We start from the raw sequence: 18,231 nt of genomic DNA, 5'->3' as shown, positions 1-18,231 counted from the left end.
CCGCAAGCTGGTGCATCACCTTGGGCTGGGCGGACCGCATGCGGGTGCCCTGCCCCGCGGCGAGAATGATGGCGGCGCGCATCCTTGGCCCCTGACCTGCAACGGCTTCGCGGTCTAGCCGAGGGGTTCACGGGGCGGCAAGGGCGCGCCGCCCACGCTTTCTTGCGCTTCGTGTCAGCGCGAGAGGCGGCGGATCAGCGCCTCGTTGCTGCGGCTGACCAGCCCGGGCATCAGCAGCGCGTCCAGCGCCCACCAGACCAGAATGAAGCCGAGCCCGATATAGCCGATGAACACCAGCGACAGCACCCAGGACATCACGAAGACGCCGAGCATGACGAGGCCCGAGACCCAGCGGCCCAGATACATGCGGTGAATGCCGCCATAGCCCAGGAAGAACCAGATGAGGTAGGCCGCGACCAGGGACTTGGCGTTGGCGTGGTAGCGCATGGCGGCGTAATCGTCGTGGCGGGGAGGCATGGGTGGAGCGAACCTTTGTCTTGGCGTGGCGCTTGCGGCATATGGAACCTTGTCCCTTCCGGAACGAGGCCCCGCATGACGATCGAACTGCACACCTGGAACACCCCCAATGGCCGCAAGATCAGCGTGGCCCTTGAGGAGATGGGGCTGGACTACAGCGTGCATCCAGTGAACATCTCAAAGGGCGAACAGTTTAACCCCGAGTTCCTTAAATTCGCGCCGAACAACCGAATTCCCGCCATCCGTGACCCGAACGGCCCCGACGGGAAGCCGGCCACGGTGTTCGAAAGCGGCGCCATCCTGTGGTATCTGGCCGAGAAGACCGGCAAGTTCTGGCCGAAGGATCTCGCTGCCCGCGTGCCGGTGATGGAGTGGCTGATGTGGCAGATGGGCGGCTTCGGCCCCATGCCCGGCCAGGTGCACCACTTCCTGATGCAGCCCGAGGGCCCGGCGCGGGACTACGGCTTCACCCGCTACCACACCGAGACCAAGCGCCTCTATGGCGTGTTGGACCGGCGCCTGGCGGGGCGGGACTTCGTAGCGACGGAGGGCGAGCCCTCGATCGCGGATTTCGCCATCATCGGCTGGGCGTGGCGGCATGAGCGGCACCAGGTGCCCTTCGACGACCTGCCCAACGTGGCCGCCTGGTATGAGCGGATGATGGCCCGGCCGGCGACGGCGCGGGGCTTCGAGGTGTCGCTGGGCTGAAGGGCTGGCCGGGGGGCATGCCCCCCGGCAGAGGCATTTGACGGGGGCGGGTTGGGGCTGTATCACCCGCAACTGCATACGCCGTGTGACTTTCCACTCCTGCGGAGGGGTGGCCGAGTGGCCGAAGGCGGCGGTTTGCTAAACCGTTATAGGATGTCAAGTCCTATCGTGGGTTCGAATCCCATCCCCTCCGCCACCTCACGATCCGGGTTCGCTATGCCTCGGAAACTCAAGCAAACCAACGACATCAAGCGGCATCACCCCACCGGACCACTACACAGGTCCACTACACATGGGGGAGAAGAAGTGCCGCGCGTTCCGTGCCTCGCCCGGTTGAACGGCGGCCCGTGGGGACTGCGCCGCCGGGTGCCGGATGAACTCCGGCCGATCATCGGCAAGCGGGAGATTTGGGTCTCCTACAAGACCGATTCCTTTGCCGACGCGAAGCGGCGCCATCACCGGGAGATGGCCGTGGTGGATGCACTATTTGAGGACGCGCGTAAGCGCCTTGCCTCCGGGGGAGACCCGTCCAGCATCGCGCGGAAAGAGGCCGCCCGCATCGCACAGGCGACAGTGGAGGACATCCACCACGCAGCGCGGGCTTGGTTCCATGCGGAAGAGGGCCGCCTGTTGGATCGGTGGCGGCGGGCCGGCAGCCATGACGGCGGAACCGCGGTGGAGCGCGAGGACGGGCTTCACGCGCTCCAGGATAACCAAGCAGCGATCCACGGTCCCGCGGGCGAGGAATGGGCTGCCGAAGCGGCGCAGAAGGCTTTCGCCGCCCGCAACCTCACGTTGCCCCCGGGCGCCCTGTTCGCGGAGGCCGTGGAGGCGTTCCACGCCGCCGCAAAAGAGGCCGTTGACCGCGCGGTGCAGCGGTGGGGCGGGCGGCCGGTGGAGCCGCCCCGGGACAGGCGCTTCGCGGACGTGACCGCTGGCTCCCCGGCGCCTGTGCCCCCACCGCCAGCGGTGACGTTGCGCGCCCTGTGCGATGCCTACCTGAACGATCCTGAGCGCGCGGACATCTCCCCGAAGACTCGGGTGAAGTATGTCGGCAGCCTCCGGCTACTCTGCGACCTGATCGGGGAGGATCGCCGCGCCGACTCCATCACGCGCGAGGATTGCCGGCGGGTCCGGACGGTGCTGCTGACCTACCCCACGAACGCGGTGCAGCGGTATCCAGGCCTGACCGCGCGACAGGTGGCGGAGGCAGCGGCGCGCGATGGCGTGCCGCCCATGAGCGCGAAGACCCTGCGGCACCACCTGGACATCCTCGCCACGCTGTTCCGGTGGGGCGAGAAGGAGAAGGTCATTCGGTTGCCTGATGGGAACCCTGCCGTTGGGTTGCAGGCGACCACCGCGAAGAACGTCACGGCGAGAAAGGGTGAGGACCGGCGCCCGTTCACTCCCGCCGAACTGACCGCGATCTTCAAGGCGCCGCTCTACATCGGATGCGAAAACGATGAAGAGGGCTATCACCTGCCCGGGCCGAACCACCCCCGGCGCGGTCGGTTCTGGGTGCCCCTGCTTGGTCTGTATGCTGGTCTGCGCCTAAACGAAGCCTGTCAGTTGCTCACCGCGGACGTTGAGGAGGTGGACGGCGTTCATGTGATCCACGTGCGGGCGACAACAGAGGGGCAGCGTCTGAAAACGAAGGCAGCCGAGCGACGCATCCCGGTCCATCCCGAACTTCAGCGCATTGGCTTCTTGCACCTCGTTTCACGTCAACGTCTGGCCGGCGAGGTCCGACTGTTCCCCGACCTACGTGCGGGCAAACTTGGCAACTACAGCGACCCGTTCTCTAAGTGGTTCGCGCGCTTTCTGGACAAGGTAGGGGTGAAAGCGCCCGGTGCGGTTTTCCATAGTTTCCGCCACGGCTTCCGCGACCGGATGACGGAAGCGGGCATCCCCGACAGCGTGGCCGATCTGCTTGGAGGGTGGACCGCGCCAGGCAGGAAAAGCGAGGGTGGACGCTATGGCGAAGGCGGCTCCGTGCGCTTCCTCGCGGAGCACGTGGCCCGGATCACCTATCCCGGCCTCAATCTCGACCACCTCCACCTGAGTAACGAAGAGGCTTCGTAAAGCAAGTCGGCAAAGACGTTAGGCAGCGGCGTCGTTGGTCGTTCGGGAAGCGCCCTCAGTCATGGTTCTCACCTCGGTAAGTTCTTTGCAATCCGGTGCAACCGATTCTTGGTCACGCTTATGGATTCTGGGATTGAAGTTCAGGGCATCCCTATTCACGTGTCTGGTAATGGCCCGCGATGTCGGGTGATTGATTGGACTGTTGAGCGGGGGAACCACCATGCGCGACGAAACCGACTTGCTCACCGTTGCCGACGCTGCGGACCTTCTCGGCCTTGCGGCGGAGACCCTAGACCATTGGCGCATGACGCCTGACCGTGGCCCCGCCTTCGTGAAGTTGGGCCGCGCGGTCCGCTACCGGCGCGCGGACGTGCTCGCCTTCGTCCAGCGCGGCCGGCGCACCTCCACCGTGGGCACGCGGGGCGGCGAGGCCGATTGAACCCGGTTGCACACATCCGCAGTCCCGTCCCACACCCGACAGGCTGAGCCATGATCACTCCGCGCTCGCGCCCTCCGCAGCCCACCGGCAACCGCCATCGTGACCTCGCCATGCAGGCGAAGCGTGCGCGGACCAGCATGGCCGCGGGCGCCGCTCTCGGCCACATGCTGGCAGCGGATCAGAAGCGTCTCCGCAATGCCGAAGCCTATCTCCGGAAGCACGCAGGGAGTCGGAAGGCACGACGCGCTGCGCGTAGGCTTGCGGGGGCCTTCGCGGTGAAACTGGCCCACGTCGCGACCGCAGCACGCAAAGGCGCGGCTCAGCGCGCACCCGAAGGGACACGTCCGCGGATGTCGGCGGCAGAGGTTGTCCGGCTTGCGGAAGAGATGCGCCCGAATCGCGCTACCGCGTCGCGGATCACGATGCGCGTGGAAGCAAAGCGGCCGAAGCCTGGGGACGTGCCGCGACTGGTTGAAGCGAAGTCCTGGACGGCGCCGACGCGCACGCGCCGCGTCTTCGCGTTCGGGATGGAGCACAAGGCCCGGCAGGGTATTGTGGCGTGGCTGGCGGGCGCGCTCCACCGCACGCATCCGCATCAGTTCACGCGCCGAGGGCGCGGCCTTGGTCAGATGCAACGGGCCATCGCGGACGCGCTTACCCGCGGCCACCTCTGGGCGGTTCGCCTGGACATCAAGGATTTCTTCGACTCCTTCTGCGGGAACGGGGTGCGGCGCCGCATCGCGCTCCCAGCCGGGGTCGTTGAAAACTCCGTCCTGCACCGGACGGGCAACATCCACGTCAGCAGAAAAGGAGGACCTGAAGAAGCGGAGAGACAGGGATTGTTTATCCCCCTCAGTGAGAGACTTGCCTACGACGACATCATGGACATGCACACTTCGGCGTGCCGAACCGGACTCCCCCAGGGTTCCGCCGCCTCCGGCATCATCGCGGACATCTTGCTCGCGCCGATCTTCGACGCGCTGCCGGATGGAGCGGAGATGTTCATCTACTGCGATGACATCCTGATCCTGACGCGGGATAGGAAGACGGGGGTGCAAGCGATTGAAGCCCTGCGTGCTGCCCTTTCTGGGCAGGGGTTCCCCGGCTCGTTCCGACTGACTCCGGACGATGCCAAGCCGCGACGTGTGAGCCGCGATGTGGAGTTCTGCGGCCTCGTCATCTCCATGCGGGATGGACAGGTGAATATCGCGCCGAAGCCGGCAAGTCTGGCGAAAGCCGAAGAGCGTATTCGACGCCGCGCCATCATGGTTGCCCTGCTGGAAGGCGAAGAAGGCCCAGTGCGGGCGGAAATTGCCGCCACCGTGTCCCGATACCCATGCTGGCGGGGGGCCGTGCCATGGACAGCGCGGCAACAGGATGTGATCCGCCGGGCGGAGACAATCCAGAGGGGTGGGCGGGCTCTTATCGGCGCCGCTGCCCGAGAGCTTGCGAAGCGATGGCGAATACCGCGCGCGGATGACTCGTTGAACGAAGGCATACGCATCATTGGGTGGCTGCTTGAACCCAGGTGCAAACCTCGCGGACAGGGCCGGTCCTTGGTGGACGCCATGCTCGCCGCGCGACGCGAGGAGATGGCCCGCGCCGAAGCGCGTTCGGGCCGAACCAACAATGCTTCGATCACTCCGCTGCCGAGGCCGCTGCATCCGATGCTGGCAGCGTGATCGGCATCCGAGGGGGAGCGGTGCGCCAGACCAGCGCCTCTTCCTCCAGAGTGAGGCCATAGGCCGCGTTGACCACCGCCGACAGGTCTCGCTCAAGCCGCACTGCTTCGCTCAGGCGGACAGCGATGGGGGCGACGGTCTCAGCGTGCGCGGCCTTCACCGCAGCCACTTCCGCGACCGTCAACTTGCGCCTTTTAGGCAGCACCTTCCGCAGCGCGTCCGCAAAGGCGTCGGCGGAGAGCGCGAAGGGCGAGGCGAGCGCGGCCGGAGGTGCAGAGAGGCCCCATTCCACCCGCAGCCAATCGGCCACCTCCACCGCTGCGGCGTGGCGCGCATAGTGAACCTCCGCGAGCCGGTCCGTCAGGTCCATGGCGCGTTCAGTCTGCTTCGGCGTGGGGAGTGGGATGGGCGCGCGCTCCATATGGTAACCCTTCGGACGAAGAGCGTCGTCCTTGCCGTGCACGAGTGTCCGCCAGTTGCGCCACCACATGAGATTGCTGTTCAGGCAGGCGAGAAGCCAAGGGTCCGAACCTGGGACGAAGAAGGTCGTATCGTTGCTGTAGAGCCCCTCTCGGTCCAGGCAGTAGGCGGCGTAGAACTGGATGTCCTGCCACATGATCTTAGGTGCATCGAATGATGCATAGTAGGCGCACGGCCGGAGTTCCCACCAGAACCGACCTTGGTCTTCGCGTGTCTGCAAACGCTTTCTGAACCCGTCCATGTGCCGATGGAGCGCGGGATAGGTCCGTTGAAAGATGCGCTCGGCTTCGCGCGTGTCCTTCGCTTTGGCCCAAGGCCATGCATGATCGGCGCTCGACTTCAGCCCGATCATCCACCTGCCCTCCCAGTGGGGTAGCCAGCGGCTCAGATCACCTCCGCGCACGAACTTGCGAAACACTTCCGCGGAGCCCGGATCGTCGTTCACGAGTCGGTTGCGAGTGGCATCGTCCACTACGAATGCTTCATTCAAGCCGGTCTTGATCCCGTATTGAGGCGCGGCACCTGTGCGCTCAATCAGCGGCGGAAACGCGCTGTTCAGGCGCTCCATGAGCGCGCGCACCGGGGGCGGCTCTAGCATCCAACCGGCGGCCGTCAGCGAGCGGCGAGGCACTGGGAACTGTAGCCCCTTCACCACGGCCGCGAGCCGATCCTGTGGCACCCGGTTGCCCTGGATCACCGCCACAGCAACATCGCTCGCCGGTTCCATCGCCGCATCGGGGCGGCGCGTCACCAGCACGCAAGGGAACACGTCCGCGTCGGGGAAGAGGTCCCGGTTGTGGCCAAAATCAACGATGCTTTCGATCCAGGTGTTCTTCGCCAGGAAGGCGCGCAGCGGCTCCCCGTAGTCGGCCTTAAAGAACTTGTTGGGGAGGACGAAGGCGACGCGACCGCCGGGCCGCACGAGCCGCTGGGCTTGCTCCAGGAAGAAGGTGGAGAGGTCGGCCTTGCCCTCATAGGTCTGGTAGCGGGCCTTGAGCACCGGCTTCTTCGCCGCGATGGTTTCCTGCCGAACCCACGGCGGGTTTCCCACCACCGCGTCGAAGCCGCCCTGTGCGTCCATGCCCTTCCAGGCGCCCCACACGCCCGGGAAGGCGGGCTGCCAATGCAACAGGTTTTCCCGGCGGGCGATGGCTCGCAAGTCTTCCAGGAGTGCGGCCACCTCACGCGCGAAGCGGGGGATGCCCTTTGGCCTCTCTGTCCCAGCGGCGAGGGCGACAGGATCGCCGCACAGACCGTCCAGCCACATATTGATGGTGCGCTGCCGGGCCGCCTCCGCCTCCTTCACCAGCGCCTTCCGCTTTGGCCCGGCGGGGATACCCTCCCCGACCAGTGGTAGCCACAGGAGCGCATGCCAGAGGTCCAGGAAGGCCCGCAGCGGGACCGTGGCCTCCTCTACCGTCTCAAAGACTTGCTTGCTCTCCCGGACCTGCGAGAGGTCTGCGTCTGCCAGGTCTTCGATGCGCGCCATTCCGGCCGCAGCGCCGCGGGCGTTGTCCACCGCCTGATGCAGCAGCATCGAGCCGCGTTTCGCGAGTTGGTCCCCGGTGTCCGCGACCCAGGCACCGAAGAGCGAGTTTCCATGTCGGAGGTGGTGATCCAGAAAGGAGAGCGGCGCCCCGACCGTGAAACTGTGTAGCCACAGGGACAGCTTCGCGAGTTCCACAGCAAGGCGGTTCTGGTCCACGCCATAGACCGCCCGCTTGAGCACGAGGCGGCGAACAAGGTGCCGGTCGTCCAGGTGTTCGGCGCGATAAGGCCACCCGTGCGTCTTCGCGGCGCCCTCGATCCGCGCGCGCTCGGCTTCAATGCGGTCGGAAAGGGGCGAGGTGTAGCCCTCCACCTCGCCGTCCAACTGCGCGACCACCGCAGCCTCTTCCATCGCAAGCAGCACGGCATCCGCGAGCCGGTCCACGACGGAAACTAGGAAATGGCCTGACCCCATCGCGGGATCGGCCAGTTTCAGGTTGAGCAGCGCGTCAGCGGGGTCGAAGCGGCGAAGGTCCTCGATGCGTTCCGCAACCGGGCGCCGATCCCCGTTCAGCGTCTCAGCCTTAGCCTTGAAGCGGTCCCGGCTTTGCGCGACGTGCGGGCCGATGGTGGAGTCCAGGATTAGCCGCACAAGCGAGGGCGGCGTGTAGAAAGAGCCGCTTTCCTTCCGTGCGATGCTATCCTTCGTAAGCACCACCGCCCCGGCCGCGTCCACCTCCACGTCGAAGTCCAGGAGGCGTTCGTAAATGGCGCCCAACTGCTGCACCGACAGGTCCCGGTAATTGACGCGCCGCTTCTCCTCGCCCGCCTTCAGCCGCGAAAGACCATCCAGGATCGCGGCCACCGGCTTGTCGGGCAGCGCCACCGCGTTGAGCATTGGGGCTTCATGCGGGTCGAAGAGGCCGCCGTTGTAGGCAGGAAGCCCCATCGCATCGCTGCCCTTGTCCACCGCATTGAACAGCGCTTTGAGGTCGCCCCACCAGAACGCATCGGTGTCTGAAAGCGGGCGCGCTGCGTCCAGCGCCTCCGCCACCTCCTGCCGCAGTCGGGCGAGCGACCGGGGCTGGTAGCCTTTGTGATCCACCGGCAAGAGGTCCCGATCTTCGGCGTAAAGCAGGAACAGGAGCCGGTAGAGCAGGATCACCGCGTTCTGCCGCACCGTGTCAGGCCATGCGGGATCGGACGGCTTCCGGACGGGATCGGCGGCGCCGAGCGCGGCGAGCAGTTCCGGATAGACGGTGGAGAAGACCGCACGCGAGAGGTCCGCGGTGACGCGCTCCTGCCACTCGCGCCCCTCCTCCATCGCGGCGAGCAAAAAAGAGCGGCCCGCAGTGTCGGGCGCGAAGGCGTCCCGGCGGAAGAACAGCATCAAGGTTCGGAGCCGTCCGTTGCCGTCCGGTGTGTCGGCATCGTCCACCAACGCCGGCAGGTCCACCTCCAGGAAACGGTCTGACATGGAAGCTGCGCCTGCGTAGTAGAGGCGCCACTGCCGCCCATTGGTCAGTAGCGCCCACCTAAGCGCGCCGCCCGTGTGTTCGTCCCCAAGCCGTAGATAGCGGAGCGCCTGAGAGGCCGGGGTCCGCACCGTCTTTCCGCTCGCGCGGTCCAAAGGAAGGTTCCACGCCTTGTTCTCCACCACCACCGCAGCCTGCTTCCAGCGGTCGTAACCGGCCGGCATCGCGAGCGCGTGCGCTTGTGTGGCAGGGTCGAGGAAGAGGAGCGCGTCGGGCACATCCTCCCGCCGCTTGTTCCCCTTCTGCTGCGGCAGGTGTGACCATCCGAGCGCGGCGAGGATGGGAAAGAGCACGAGGGTTTCGGTCTCGGCCTCCCGGAGGTTACCGGAGGCCGGAACCTTCGCGAGCGCTGCGCGGGCGACGCTGGCGAAGGCTTCTACCTCCGCGTCGGTGACGGAGCCCCAAGCTGCACCCTGCCGAACGCCTTCGTCCAAGTAGTATCGGCTGAACAGACCACCGCCGATCATTACGTCCTCACTCCGAATCACACCGCCACAATTGACGACGCGGGCTCAAAAACCGCCCCTGAATTACCCTTGCACATTTTTGGGTTCGCGCTGGACAGCGTTGCACGAGAAGTTTTGTTTTTTCTGCCTCCCCGGGGGGTGGCGGGTTTGAAACCGGTTGTAAGAAGCCGTCAGGCTCACGGGAGCGTGGGTGTGTCTGCACCGCACAGGGGCTTTCAGTCGCCCTTTCGCGCCGTTACATTTACTGTCAACGAGCGTTGCTATAAATGTAATGGAGCGGATGCAGATGGCGACTGGGCGGAAATGGGTGGCCTACTACCGGGTCTCCACGGAGCGGCAGGGTCGGAGCGGTCTCGGCCTGGACGCGCAGCGGGAGGCCGTTGGGGCGTACCTTGCCGGCAAAGGCTGGCCCCCGGTCCAGGAGTTCACGGAGGTAGAGTCCGGCAAGCGTGCGGATCGGCCCGAGCTAGCTAAGGCCCTCGCCGCCTGCCGGCTCCAGGGCGCTACGTTGGTCGTCGCCAAGCTGGACCGGCTCGCGCGCAACACTCGCTTCCTGCTGTCCGTGGTGGAGGGCACAGGGGATGAGGGCGTGGTCTTCTGCGACCTCCCCTCCATCCCACCGGGCGCGGTCGGAAAGTTCATGGTCACGCAGATGGCGGCCGTGGCCGAATTAGAGGCCGCAATGATTTCGGCACGCACCAAGGCGGCGCTGGCGGCTGCGAAGGCCCGCGGCGTGGCCCTCGGGGGGCGCCGAGAGGGCGCTGGAGACCTCTCTCGTGTGGCAAACAAGGGCAGGGCCGCCAGCGCGGCTTCGCGGGCCGCTAAGGCCCGTCAGAGGGGCGCGGACCTCTCTGGGATCATCGCCGAAATTAGGGCCTCTGGCACAGCGTCCCTGCGCGATCTGGCCTCCGGCCTTAACGCCCGCAACATCCCGGCTCCGCGGGGCGGCACGTGGTCGGCGGTTCAGGTGTCGCGGGTGCTAGAGAAATTGGCGCAACCCTGAAAACATAGAGTTGGTGAGAGAGCACTGACGTGCTTGTGCGCCTTCAGGGCAATGCTACGGTCAAGGCAGTGCAAGCGTTTGGCCCACGATACCTGGCGGCGAGAATCCAATGACCAATCCCGACGACCCTGAAGAACTCACCACAGAAGACGAGGTGGATGAGGTTCCATACGTTGAATTTGACATTTCCGTTTCGCCATCCGATCCAAGCCTTGAATTGCTGGCTCAACAGATCGAACGGCAAGACATAATCATCCCGTTCTACCAACGAAAATTTGTATGGAAGATCGAGCAGGCGTCTAAACTTATCGAATCATTTTTGATGGGCCTGCCGGTTCCACAGATTTTCCTTTATGTGAACTCAGACGACCAGCTGGAGGTAATAGATGGCCAGCAACGACTTATGTCAGTGAAGTATTTCATGGAGGGATATTTTGGTGACGTAGATGCCAAGGGCAAACGTCAGGTTTTCAAATTAAAGGGCCTGGCGGAGCGGTCAGAGTTCAACGGAAAGACGTTTGCGGATTTACCTGCCAAAGATCAACGGCGGTTTCGCAACTCGACGCTTCGGGCCATAAATATCAAGCAACTTAAGCCAAGCCTACGTAACGATAGTGTGTTCCATATATTTGAGCGCCTAAACACCGGCGGAACTCAACTGAAGCCTCAGGAGATTAGAAACGCCGTCTATAGGGGGTCCATCGTCTCCAAACTCACTGCCTTGAACGAGAACCCGAATTGGCGCAGCATTCTGGGGCAGACGCTGCCTGACAAAAATCAAAAGGACATAGAATTACTTCTCAGGCTCTTCGCACTTTTTGAAGTATGGTCCGAATACGAAAAGCCTATGCTCCGGTATCTTAACCGGTTCATGGATCGTGAGCGGGATTTCTCTTCGGAGCAGGCCAAGCGATTCACCACACGGTTCCAGGCTGTCACCGCGCTAGTCGCAGGCAGCCTCAATCGTCCATTCCGCCCACGTGGGGTTATCAATGCAGCGGTCCTTGAGGCCGTGATGATTTCGCTTCTAGAAAGTCCGCAGATTGACAGTGCCGCTCTGAAGGCCCGTTATCCTATCCTACTCGCAGACAACGCATTCTTAAAGGTAACTACAGGCGCCACGACTGACACGTTAGTTCTTAAGGATCGTCTCCGTATCGCTCGTGAAGTTTTGACCAATGGCGCGGTCTGATATTGCTCCAATTTTAGATCGGATTGACGCGCTGGCTCAGGAAATCAACAGCTTCGTTCCCCTTGATGCTAGGTCTATTCAGTTTAGAGCCGACCTTGCGGGCCTACTGGTTGTCTCGATTGTTGCGACCTACGAATCTTGCGTCAAAGAGACACTGATGGGGTTCGCGGGACGACATCACGCGCAGTTCCACTTATTTACTCAAAATCACTTTAGAAAGTTGAATAGTAGGATCAGCGTTAGCGATTTGTATAAATATGCCAGAACCTTTGATAATACCACACATACTAAATTCGGCGTGTTGATGAACAAACGAAAGAAGAAATTGCAGAATTATGTTGGTAAAGACTTCACTGCTGCATACGAACAGTTACTGAATTGGCGTCACGATTTTGCTCATGCTGGCGTTAGACACACGACTGTTGAGGAAGCGCTAAAGACCCACCGCCTTGCCAAGTGGGTGCTGCTCACCTTCGACGACGCTTTCTGCTGACTACCGCGCGCACCCGAGACCAACCAGCGGCTCCAGCACTTAGCTAGCTCTGCGGTCCGTGGCGACAATATCTGGCGATAAGGGATCGTATGATCCTTTGCTCTGGAACTTGCCGGCACTACACAACGGCTCTACGCTTGAGTGTAGTGGTGCTATCAAGCCGTTGATTTTGCTGGCGGTGGTGGAGGGTGGGGAGTGTCCCATCCCCTCCGCCAGTTCCCCTTTCCACACCGGACCTGTGAACATCTTCCCCCACCGCGACGGGGTACGGTGCAGCTGCGCCACGCAGCACCTGTGCGTCCGGCGCCACCTTGCGACAAACGCCCCGCACCACATCGCACCCGACAGGGCTGGGCTAGCCGCGCCCAGGCTCCGGCTCCGGCGCGAGCGGCCGCAGGCGCCGCAGGCGCCGCAGCATGGCGAAGAGCGCCTCGCGGTCCACCGGCTTCGCGATATGCGCGTCCATGCCGGCGGCGCGGCACTCCTCGACTTCCTCGGACATCGCCGAGGCAGTCACGGCGATCACCGGCGTGCGGTTCAAGGGCGGCGGCAGCGCGCGGATGCGGCGCGTCGCCTCCAGCCCGTCCATCCCGGGCATCCGCACATCCATCAGCACCGCGTCGAACTGGCCAGCCTCCACCTGCGCCAGGGCCTCCGCGCCATTGGTGGCGAGGCTCACCTGATGACCCGCGGCGCTGAGCAGCGCGCGCATGAGGATGCGGTTGGGCGCGATGTCATCGGCGACCAGCAGGCGCAGCGGCGGCAAGGCGGGGGCCGCGCCCCGCGCGCCGGGCGCGTCCACCGGCAGGCGCGCGGGCTCCAGCGGCAGTTCGAGCCAGAAGGTGGCGCCCTGGCCAGGTACGCTTTCCACGCCGACACGCCCGCGCATCAGCTCCGCGAGGCGCGCCGTGATGGCGAGGCCGAGGCCCGTGCCGGAGCTTTCCGAATCGCCCGTCCGTCCAAGCTGGGTGAAGTCCTGGAACAGCCAGTCGCGCTTTTCCTCGGGCACGCCCGGGCCGCTGTCCTCCACCTCGATGCGGACCATGCCGCCGGCCTGCGCCGCGACGCGCATGGTGACGTGCCCGCCCTGCGGCGTGAACTTCACGGCGTTGGAGAGAAGGTTCAGCAGCATCTGCCGCAGCCGCGTCGCGTCCGCCTCGACGGCCTCGGGCAGGCCCGGCGCGGTGTCGAGCCGCAACGCGATGGCCTTGCGGCTGGCCTCCGGGCCCAGCAGGCCGAGGCAGCCTTCCAGCAGCGGGCCGAGCGCGATGGGCGCCGGCTCCAGCTCCAGCTTGCCGGCGTTGATCTTGGCGAGGTCCAGCAGCCGGTTCACCAGGTCGCGCAGATGCATCCCGGCCTCGTGCAGCAGGCGAAGCTGGTCATATTGCGCGGCGGCGGGCGCGCTGCCGGAGAGCAGCAGTTCCGCGAAGCCCAGGATGGCATTCAGCGGCGTCCGCAGCTCGTGCGACATCCGCGCGAGGAACATGCTCTTGGCCTCGGCCGCCGCCTCCACCTCCGCCATGGCGTCCTTGAGCGCCGTGATGTCGGTGCGCAGGCTCACGATATGGCCCGCGCGCGTGCGGCGCTCCAACGCGTGCGCCCAGCGCCCGCCGGTCAGCGGGACCTCACGGCTCGGGCTGTCGGGCCCAGCCGAGCGGATGCGTTGCAGCAGGTCCGCGATCCAGTGCTCGTTCTCGGGCGTCAGCGGGCCGGACGCATGGACATAGGAGTCACTGGCCACCCCGGCCCTGATCAACCCCTCAAGCGTGGTGCCGGCCCGCAGCGCCGGGGCGAGGCGCGGGAACAAGGCGAGGTAGGCCTCGTTCCAGAGGAAGATGCGCTCCTGCGGGTCGCACACATAGAGGCCGGAGGGGAGCGTGTTGATGATCTCGCGCAGCAATGTCTCCACCGCGCCGCGACGGGCGATCTCGGCCTGCGCCTCCTCCTCCGCGTGGCGGCGGGCCGTGATGTCGGTCTCCACCGCGATGAAGCCGGTGAGCGTGCCGTCCGCGGCCCGCATGGGGCTCGCCTCGACCTCGACCCAGAAGGGGCTGCCATCCTTGCGGTGGTTCACGATCGAGACATGAAACCCCTCGCCCGCGCGGACGGCCTCGCGCATCAGCGCCGCCGTGGCCGGGTCGGTGCCCGGTCCACGCAGCACGGAGCCGGGGCTGCGGCCCAGCAGCTCGGGGCGGCTGTAGCCCGTGACACGCACGAAGGCCTCGTTCACCCATTCGATGCGTCCCGCCGCATCCGTGATGATGACGGGCGTCGTCATCTGCTGCACGACCAGCGCGAGGCGCGCATGTTCGGCGCGGCGCGCGGCGAGCTCCGTGATGTCCTCGATGATGCCGAAGAGCAGGCGCCGGCCGGACGTGTCGCGCGCCGCGCGGCCCCGCACGCGCACCGTGCGCGCGCGCCCGCGCGCCGTGACGAAGGGAAGGTCGAGATCCCAGGGCGAGCCGTCGCGGAAGGACAGTTCCAGCGCCTCGCGCAAGACGATCTGCGCGGCCTCGGGATAGAAGTGAAGTCCCGCATCGAGCCTGGGGATGTAGCCTTCCTCCACCTCGTGCAGTTCGCGCGTCCGCCGGGACCAATGGAGGGAACCATCCTCCAGGTTCGCGCGCCAGGCGCCGATACCGGCCAGGTCGAGCAGCTCGCTGTCGCCGATGCCCGCCTCGGCCCATTCCCCGGAGATGAGGGAGTTCGTCACCGAACCGCTCCGTTCAGCTGGTTCTCGGCGTTGCGGCGGGACATGTCTTGCAAGCTCGGCCCTGGGTCGGCGATGGCGGTTCCGGGAAATCGTCGCAACGCATCCTCTCCGGGTGGCTGACAGGCACCAGGGTCCGCACGGCGCTGCTGGAACAGCGCCCGCGCCGGCCATGCCGTCACCTCGCCCAACGGCCGGGGTGGCAACGATCACCTCAACCAGCGATAAAATCACCTTATCCGAAAATTACGTTCTTCGTCTACTTGGGCGCCGAGGGCGGCGATGCCGCCCCCCCCCACGGCGAGGGTTGGTCGCGCCCCAGCGCCTCAGCTTCCCGCGCCCTCGATCACATTGCCGAAGCGTTCCCAACTGCTGCCATTCCAGCGCTGCAGCTGCATCTGACGGATCACGTTGTAGTTGTCGGGCTGGCTCTGCACCATGACGCCCGGCAACAGGGTGGCGAGCTGCATGGGGCGGATGTTGCGGGCCTGGTTCATCACGTTCTCGCGGCTGAAGTCGTTGCCGCATTGGCGCAGCACCTGGATCATGGTGGCGCCCACGCCATAGCCATAGGTGTAGTTGTTGTCGCCGAGGTCGCCATCGGGGATGTAGCGCTGCATGAACTGGCGCCATTCGTTCATGCCGGGGTCGTTGGCCCAGGCGGGGTCGGACTGGTCCTTGCGGTAGTCGGAGGTGATGAGGCCCACCCCCTTCTCTACCCCGGCCGGCTGCATCACCACGCCCACCGAGACCGAGACATTGGTCATGAACATCATCGGCCGCCAGCCGATGTCATGCACGCGCCGGATGGCCTGTGCGGCGAAGCGCGGGATCACGCCGCAGATCAGCACATCCGCCCCCGTGGCCTGGAGCTGGACGATCTGGCTGTCGATGGTGGGGTCCGTCGCCTCGTTGGTGGCGGTGACGACCATGGCGCGGAAGCGGTCGCCCAGCACGTCCTGCACGCCGTGCAGGTAGTCGCGCCCGAAATCATCGTTCTGGTAGAGCAGCGCAATCTTCGCGTTGGGCCGCTGTTCCAGCACGTGCTTGGTGTAGATCTGCGCCTCGACGCGATAGCTGGGCTGCCAGCCCATGGTGTAGGGGAATTCGCGCGGGTTGGCCCATTTGTCGGCGCCGGTCGCCAGGAACAGATGCGGCACGCGGCGCTGGTTCACATAGCGGTGCACGGCGTTGTTGGTGGGCGTGCCGAGCTGGTTGAACAGGAAGGCCACGCGGTCACGCTCGACCAGGCGGCGGGTCTGTTCCAGCGTGCGCGGCGGCTGGTAGCCGTCATCATAGACGGTGAAGCGCACGCGGCGCCCGCCCACGCCGCCCTCGTCGTTCAGCCGGCGGAACATGCCCTCCAGGCAGCGCGAGATCACGGAATAGGAGGAGGCAGGGCCGGACAGCGCATTGGTGCTGCCGATGTGGATCTCGGTCGCCGTGACGCCGGGCGCTTCCTGCGCGGCGGCGATCCGCGGGGCGGCCAAGGGGGCGGCGATGGCGCCGGCGCTGCCGGCGAGGAGAAGGCGGCGGGTGGTGGTCATGGATGTGTTCCTCTCGTCTCTTGTTGTGATTTTTCAGGAAGCACGCCCGCCCAGCCGGGCGAGGACGCGGCGCACCAGCCCCGCGACCCCATCCGGCAGGACGAACAGAAACACGATGAGAATGATGCCGTAGATCACGCCCGGTGCGGCACGGCTGATGCTCTCCGCGATGTTGGGCACGAAGAGCACGAAAAGCCCGCCGAAGACCGAGCCCAGGATGGACGCCACGCCCCCCACCACCATCCCGACAAACAGCGAGATGGAAAGCAGGAAGGTGAAGCTGTCGGGGGCCACGAACTCCACCGCGGCGGCCGAGAGCGCGCCGGCCACGCCCGTGATCATGGCGCTCACCGCGAAGGCGCGGGTCTTCAGCGCGGCGATGTCCATGCCCATGGCCTCGGCGGCGGTGGGGTGGTCACGCGTCGCCATCAGCGCGCGGCCGATGCGCCCGCGGATGAGGTTCCAGGCCAGCAGGTAGCAGAGGGCCGCCACCACCAGCGCCACCAGGTACATGAACTGGTCGGGCGTGATGGCCACGCGCGCGGTGAGCCAGGCGGGCGGTTCGGGCTTCATCAGGAACAGGCCCTGCACGCCGCCCGTCCAGCCTTCCAGCGCGCGGTGCTTCAGCAGCTGCGGCACGGCGACCGCCAGCGAGAAGGTGACGAGCGCCAGGTACAGCCCGCCCAGCCGCAGCGCCGGCAGCCCCACCGCATAGCCCACCATGCCGCAGACGGCCGCCGCGAAGGGCAGGGTCGCGTAGAAGGACCAGTCGGCCTGCGCCATCAATATGGCGGTGACATAGGCGCCGATGGCGAAGAAGGCGCCATGCCCCAGCGAGATCTGCCCGTTGTAGCCGGTGACGATGTTCAGCCCCAGCACGGCCAGCGACATGATGACGGCCATGGTCAGCTGGAACAGGTGGAAGCTTTCCAGCAGCCAGAGCGGCGCGAGTGCGGCGGCCAGCCCCAGCGCCAGCCACACGCTGCGTCTTGCGATGCTGGCGCGGGGGGCGGCGGCGGCGAGGGTCGGCGTGTCCTGGATCGCGCTCATCTCTCATACCCTCGAGAAGACGACGCGGCCGAAGAGCCCGGAGGGCTTCAGCACCAGCACGCCGATGATGATGATGAGGGCCACGGAGAGCTTGAGCTCGGTCCCCACGATGTAGGCACCGGCCAGGTTTTCCAGCACGCCCACCAGGAACCCGCCCGCGACCGCGCCCGGCGGGTTGTCAATGCCGCCCAGCAAGGCGCCCGCGAAGGCGTAGAGCAGGATGCCCAGCATCATGTTCGGGTCGAGGAAGACGATGGGCGCCACCATCATCCCCGCCACCGAGCCGATGGCCGCCGCCAGGCCCCAGCCAAGTGCGAGCATCACATCCACCCGGATGCCCACCAGCCGCGCCGAGCGCGGGTTGTAGGCGGCCGCGCGCATGGCCAGCCCCAGCGATGTCTTGGTGAAGAAGAGATAGACCAGAACCAGCACGCCGAGCGTCACGCCCACGCTGCCCAACTGATGCGCGGAGAGCAGCCCGCCGAACATCGGTCCGCCCCCCTCGAAGGGCGAGGGGAACACCTTCGTGGTGTAGCCGAACACCCAGCCGGTCAGATTCCCGATGATGAGCAGCATGCCGATATAGACGCCCACATGCGTCAGGATGGGCGCGTGCTGCACGGGCCGCATGATGAGGCGTTCCACCAGCGCGCCCATGACGAAGGAGACGGCGAGCGTGGCCCCGAACGCCACCCAATAGGGAAACCCCGCCTGGATGAAGGTGAGCGCGATGAAGGTGGAAAGCGTCGCCATCTCGCCCTGGGCGAAGTTCACATGGTGCGTCGCCTGGTAGATCATGACGATGGCCAGCGCCACCGAGGCATAGATGCCCCCCGTGGCGATGCCGGCGGCGAGCTGGAGAAGAAACGCATCCATGG

The 18,231-nt window shown here is 65.6% G+C and carries 13 protein-coding genes and 1 tRNA gene; 8 read left to right on the top strand and 6 right to left on the bottom strand.

Annotation, left to right across the window (positions count from 1 at the left end):
* Window positions 1–174 precede the first annotated feature (174 nt).
* The gene (locus GGQ83_RS19400; protein WP_184386649.1) at window positions 175–477 is read right to left on the bottom strand and encodes a TM2 domain-containing protein; all 303 of its coding nucleotides are present in this window, start codon (window positions 475–477) and stop codon (window positions 175–177) included.
* Between the two features lie 75 nt (window positions 478–552).
* Between GGQ83_RS19400 and GGQ83_RS19395 the strand changes: the two genes are divergently transcribed.
* From GGQ83_RS19395 to GGQ83_RS19375, 5 genes are all read left to right on the top strand, one after another.
* Window positions 553–1,185, top strand: a complete 633-nt coding sequence (locus tag GGQ83_RS19395) for a glutathione S-transferase family protein (protein ID WP_184386648.1) — start codon at window positions 553–555, stop codon at window positions 1,183–1,185.
* Window positions 1,186–1,288: 103 nt separating this feature from the next.
* Window positions 1,289–1,381, top strand: a tRNA-Ser gene (locus GGQ83_RS19390).
* Window positions 1,339–3,267: a site-specific integrase gene (locus GGQ83_RS20350; RefSeq protein WP_311728791.1), complete on the top strand. Its 1,929-nt coding sequence runs from the start codon at window positions 1,339–1,341 to the stop codon at window positions 3,265–3,267. Before GGQ83_RS19390 ends, GGQ83_RS20350 begins: the two co-directional genes overlap by 43 nt.
* A gap of 220 nt (window positions 3,268–3,487) precedes the next feature.
* Window positions 3,488–3,706, top strand: coding sequence for a helix-turn-helix transcriptional regulator (locus GGQ83_RS19380; RefSeq protein WP_184386646.1), 219 nt, complete (start codon window positions 3,488–3,490; stop codon window positions 3,704–3,706).
* Window positions 3,707–3,756: 50 nt separating this feature from the next.
* Window positions 3,757–5,388: a reverse transcriptase domain-containing protein gene (locus tag GGQ83_RS19375; protein WP_184386645.1), complete on the top strand. Its 1,632-nt coding sequence runs from the start codon at window positions 3,757–3,759 to the stop codon at window positions 5,386–5,388.
* On the opposite strand, the gene GGQ83_RS19370 is transcribed toward GGQ83_RS19375, so the two are convergent.
* Window positions 5,345–9,358 carry an Eco57I restriction-modification methylase domain-containing protein gene (locus tag GGQ83_RS19370; protein ID WP_184386644.1) on the bottom strand — a complete coding sequence of 1,338 codons (4,014 nt, stop codon included), beginning with the start codon at window positions 9,356–9,358 and terminating at the stop codon, window positions 5,345–5,347. The genes GGQ83_RS19375 and GGQ83_RS19370 overlap by 44 nt on opposite strands.
* 271 nt (window positions 9,359–9,629) lie before the next feature.
* Between GGQ83_RS19370 and GGQ83_RS19365 the strand changes: the two genes are divergently transcribed.
* The 3 genes from GGQ83_RS19365 to GGQ83_RS19355 all read left to right on the top strand — a co-directional run bounded on the left by GGQ83_RS19365 (window position 9,630) and on the right by GGQ83_RS19355 (window position 12,046).
* On the top strand, window positions 9,630–10,361 hold the full coding sequence (locus GGQ83_RS19365; RefSeq protein ID WP_242534779.1) for a recombinase family protein: 732 nt from the start codon (window positions 9,630–9,632) through the stop codon (window positions 10,359–10,361).
* Between the two features lie 109 nt (window positions 10,362–10,470).
* Entirely contained in the window at window positions 10,471–11,553 is a 1,083-nt protein-coding gene (locus GGQ83_RS19360) for a DUF262 domain-containing protein (protein WP_184386643.1), read from the top strand.
* Window positions 11,540–12,046, top strand: a complete 507-nt coding sequence (locus tag GGQ83_RS19355; RefSeq protein ID WP_184386642.1) for a HEPN domain-containing protein — start codon at window positions 11,540–11,542, stop codon at window positions 12,044–12,046. Before GGQ83_RS19360 ends, GGQ83_RS19355 begins: the two co-directional genes overlap by 14 nt.
* Before the next feature lie 355 nt (window positions 12,047–12,401).
* Here GGQ83_RS19355 and GGQ83_RS19350 read toward each other — a convergent pair whose 3' ends face one another.
* From GGQ83_RS19350 to GGQ83_RS19335, 4 genes are all read right to left on the bottom strand, one after another.
* The gene (locus GGQ83_RS19350; RefSeq protein ID WP_184386641.1) at window positions 12,402–14,759 is read right to left on the bottom strand and encodes an ATP-binding protein; all 2,358 of its coding nucleotides are present in this window, start codon (window positions 14,757–14,759) and stop codon (window positions 12,402–12,404) included.
* A gap of 323 nt (window positions 14,760–15,082) precedes the next feature.
* Window positions 15,083–16,303 (bottom strand): ABC transporter substrate-binding protein, encoded by a 1,221-nt coding sequence (locus GGQ83_RS19345; RefSeq protein ID WP_184386640.1) that lies wholly within the window; start codon window positions 16,301–16,303, stop codon window positions 15,083–15,085.
* Between the two features lie 33 nt (window positions 16,304–16,336).
* Window positions 16,337–17,353 carry a branched-chain amino acid ABC transporter permease gene (locus tag GGQ83_RS19340; RefSeq protein WP_184386639.1) on the bottom strand — a complete coding sequence of 339 codons (1,017 nt, stop codon included), beginning with the start codon at window positions 17,351–17,353 and terminating at the stop codon, window positions 16,337–16,339.
* A gap of 3 nt (window positions 17,354–17,356) precedes the next feature.
* Entirely contained in the window at window positions 17,357–18,229 is an 873-nt protein-coding gene (locus GGQ83_RS19335; RefSeq protein ID WP_184386638.1) for a branched-chain amino acid ABC transporter permease, read from the bottom strand.
* Between the last annotated feature and the right edge of the window lie 2 nt (window positions 18,230–18,231).

Origin of the sequence: Roseococcus suduntuyensis, from assembly GCF_014196305.1 — a bacterium.
GTDB lineage: Bacteria > Pseudomonadota > Alphaproteobacteria > Acetobacterales > Acetobacteraceae > Roseococcus > Roseococcus suduntuyensis.
The sequence above is the reverse complement of the archived record's forward strand: the minus strand, read 5'-3'. Positions and strand labels throughout refer to the sequence as shown.

What these genes read in the sequence shown, in the direction of transcription:
- GGQ83_RS19400 (WP_184386649.1), bottom strand. Translation starts at nt 477, where the DNA reads ATGCCTCCCCGCCACGACGATTACGCCGCCATGCGCTACCACGCCAAC.
- GGQ83_RS19395 (WP_184386648.1), top strand. Translation starts at nt 553, where the DNA reads ATGACGATCGAACTGCACACCTGGAACACCCCCAATGGCCGCAAGATC.
- GGQ83_RS20350 (WP_311728791.1), top strand. Translation starts at nt 1,339, where the DNA reads ATGTCAAGTCCTATCGTGGGTTCGAATCCCATCCCCTCCGCCACCTCA.
- GGQ83_RS19380 (WP_184386646.1), top strand. Translation starts at nt 3,488, where the DNA reads ATGCGCGACGAAACCGACTTGCTCACCGTTGCCGACGCTGCGGACCTT.
- GGQ83_RS19375 (WP_184386645.1), top strand. Translation starts at nt 3,757, where the DNA reads ATGATCACTCCGCGCTCGCGCCCTCCGCAGCCCACCGGCAACCGCCAT.
- GGQ83_RS19370 (WP_184386644.1), bottom strand. Translation starts at nt 9,358, where the DNA reads ATGATCGGCGGTGGTCTGTTCAGCCGATACTACTTGGACGAAGGCGTT.
- GGQ83_RS19365 (WP_242534779.1), top strand. Translation starts at nt 9,630, where the DNA reads ATGGAGCGGATGCAGATGGCGACTGGGCGGAAATGGGTGGCCTACTAC.
- GGQ83_RS19360 (WP_184386643.1), top strand. Translation starts at nt 10,471, where the DNA reads ATGACCAATCCCGACGACCCTGAAGAACTCACCACAGAAGACGAGGTG.
- GGQ83_RS19355 (WP_184386642.1), top strand. Translation starts at nt 11,540, where the DNA reads ATGGCGCGGTCTGATATTGCTCCAATTTTAGATCGGATTGACGCGCTG.
- GGQ83_RS19345 (WP_184386640.1), bottom strand. Translation starts at nt 16,303, where the DNA reads ATGACCACCACCCGCCGCCTTCTCCTCGCCGGCAGCGCCGGCGCCATC.
- GGQ83_RS19340 (WP_184386639.1), bottom strand. Translation starts at nt 17,353, where the DNA reads ATGAGCGCGATCCAGGACACGCCGACCCTCGCCGCCGCCGCCCCCCGC.
- GGQ83_RS19335 (WP_184386638.1), bottom strand. Translation starts at nt 18,229, where the DNA reads ATGGATGCGTTTCTTCTCCAGCTCGCCGCCGGCATCGCCACGGGGGGC.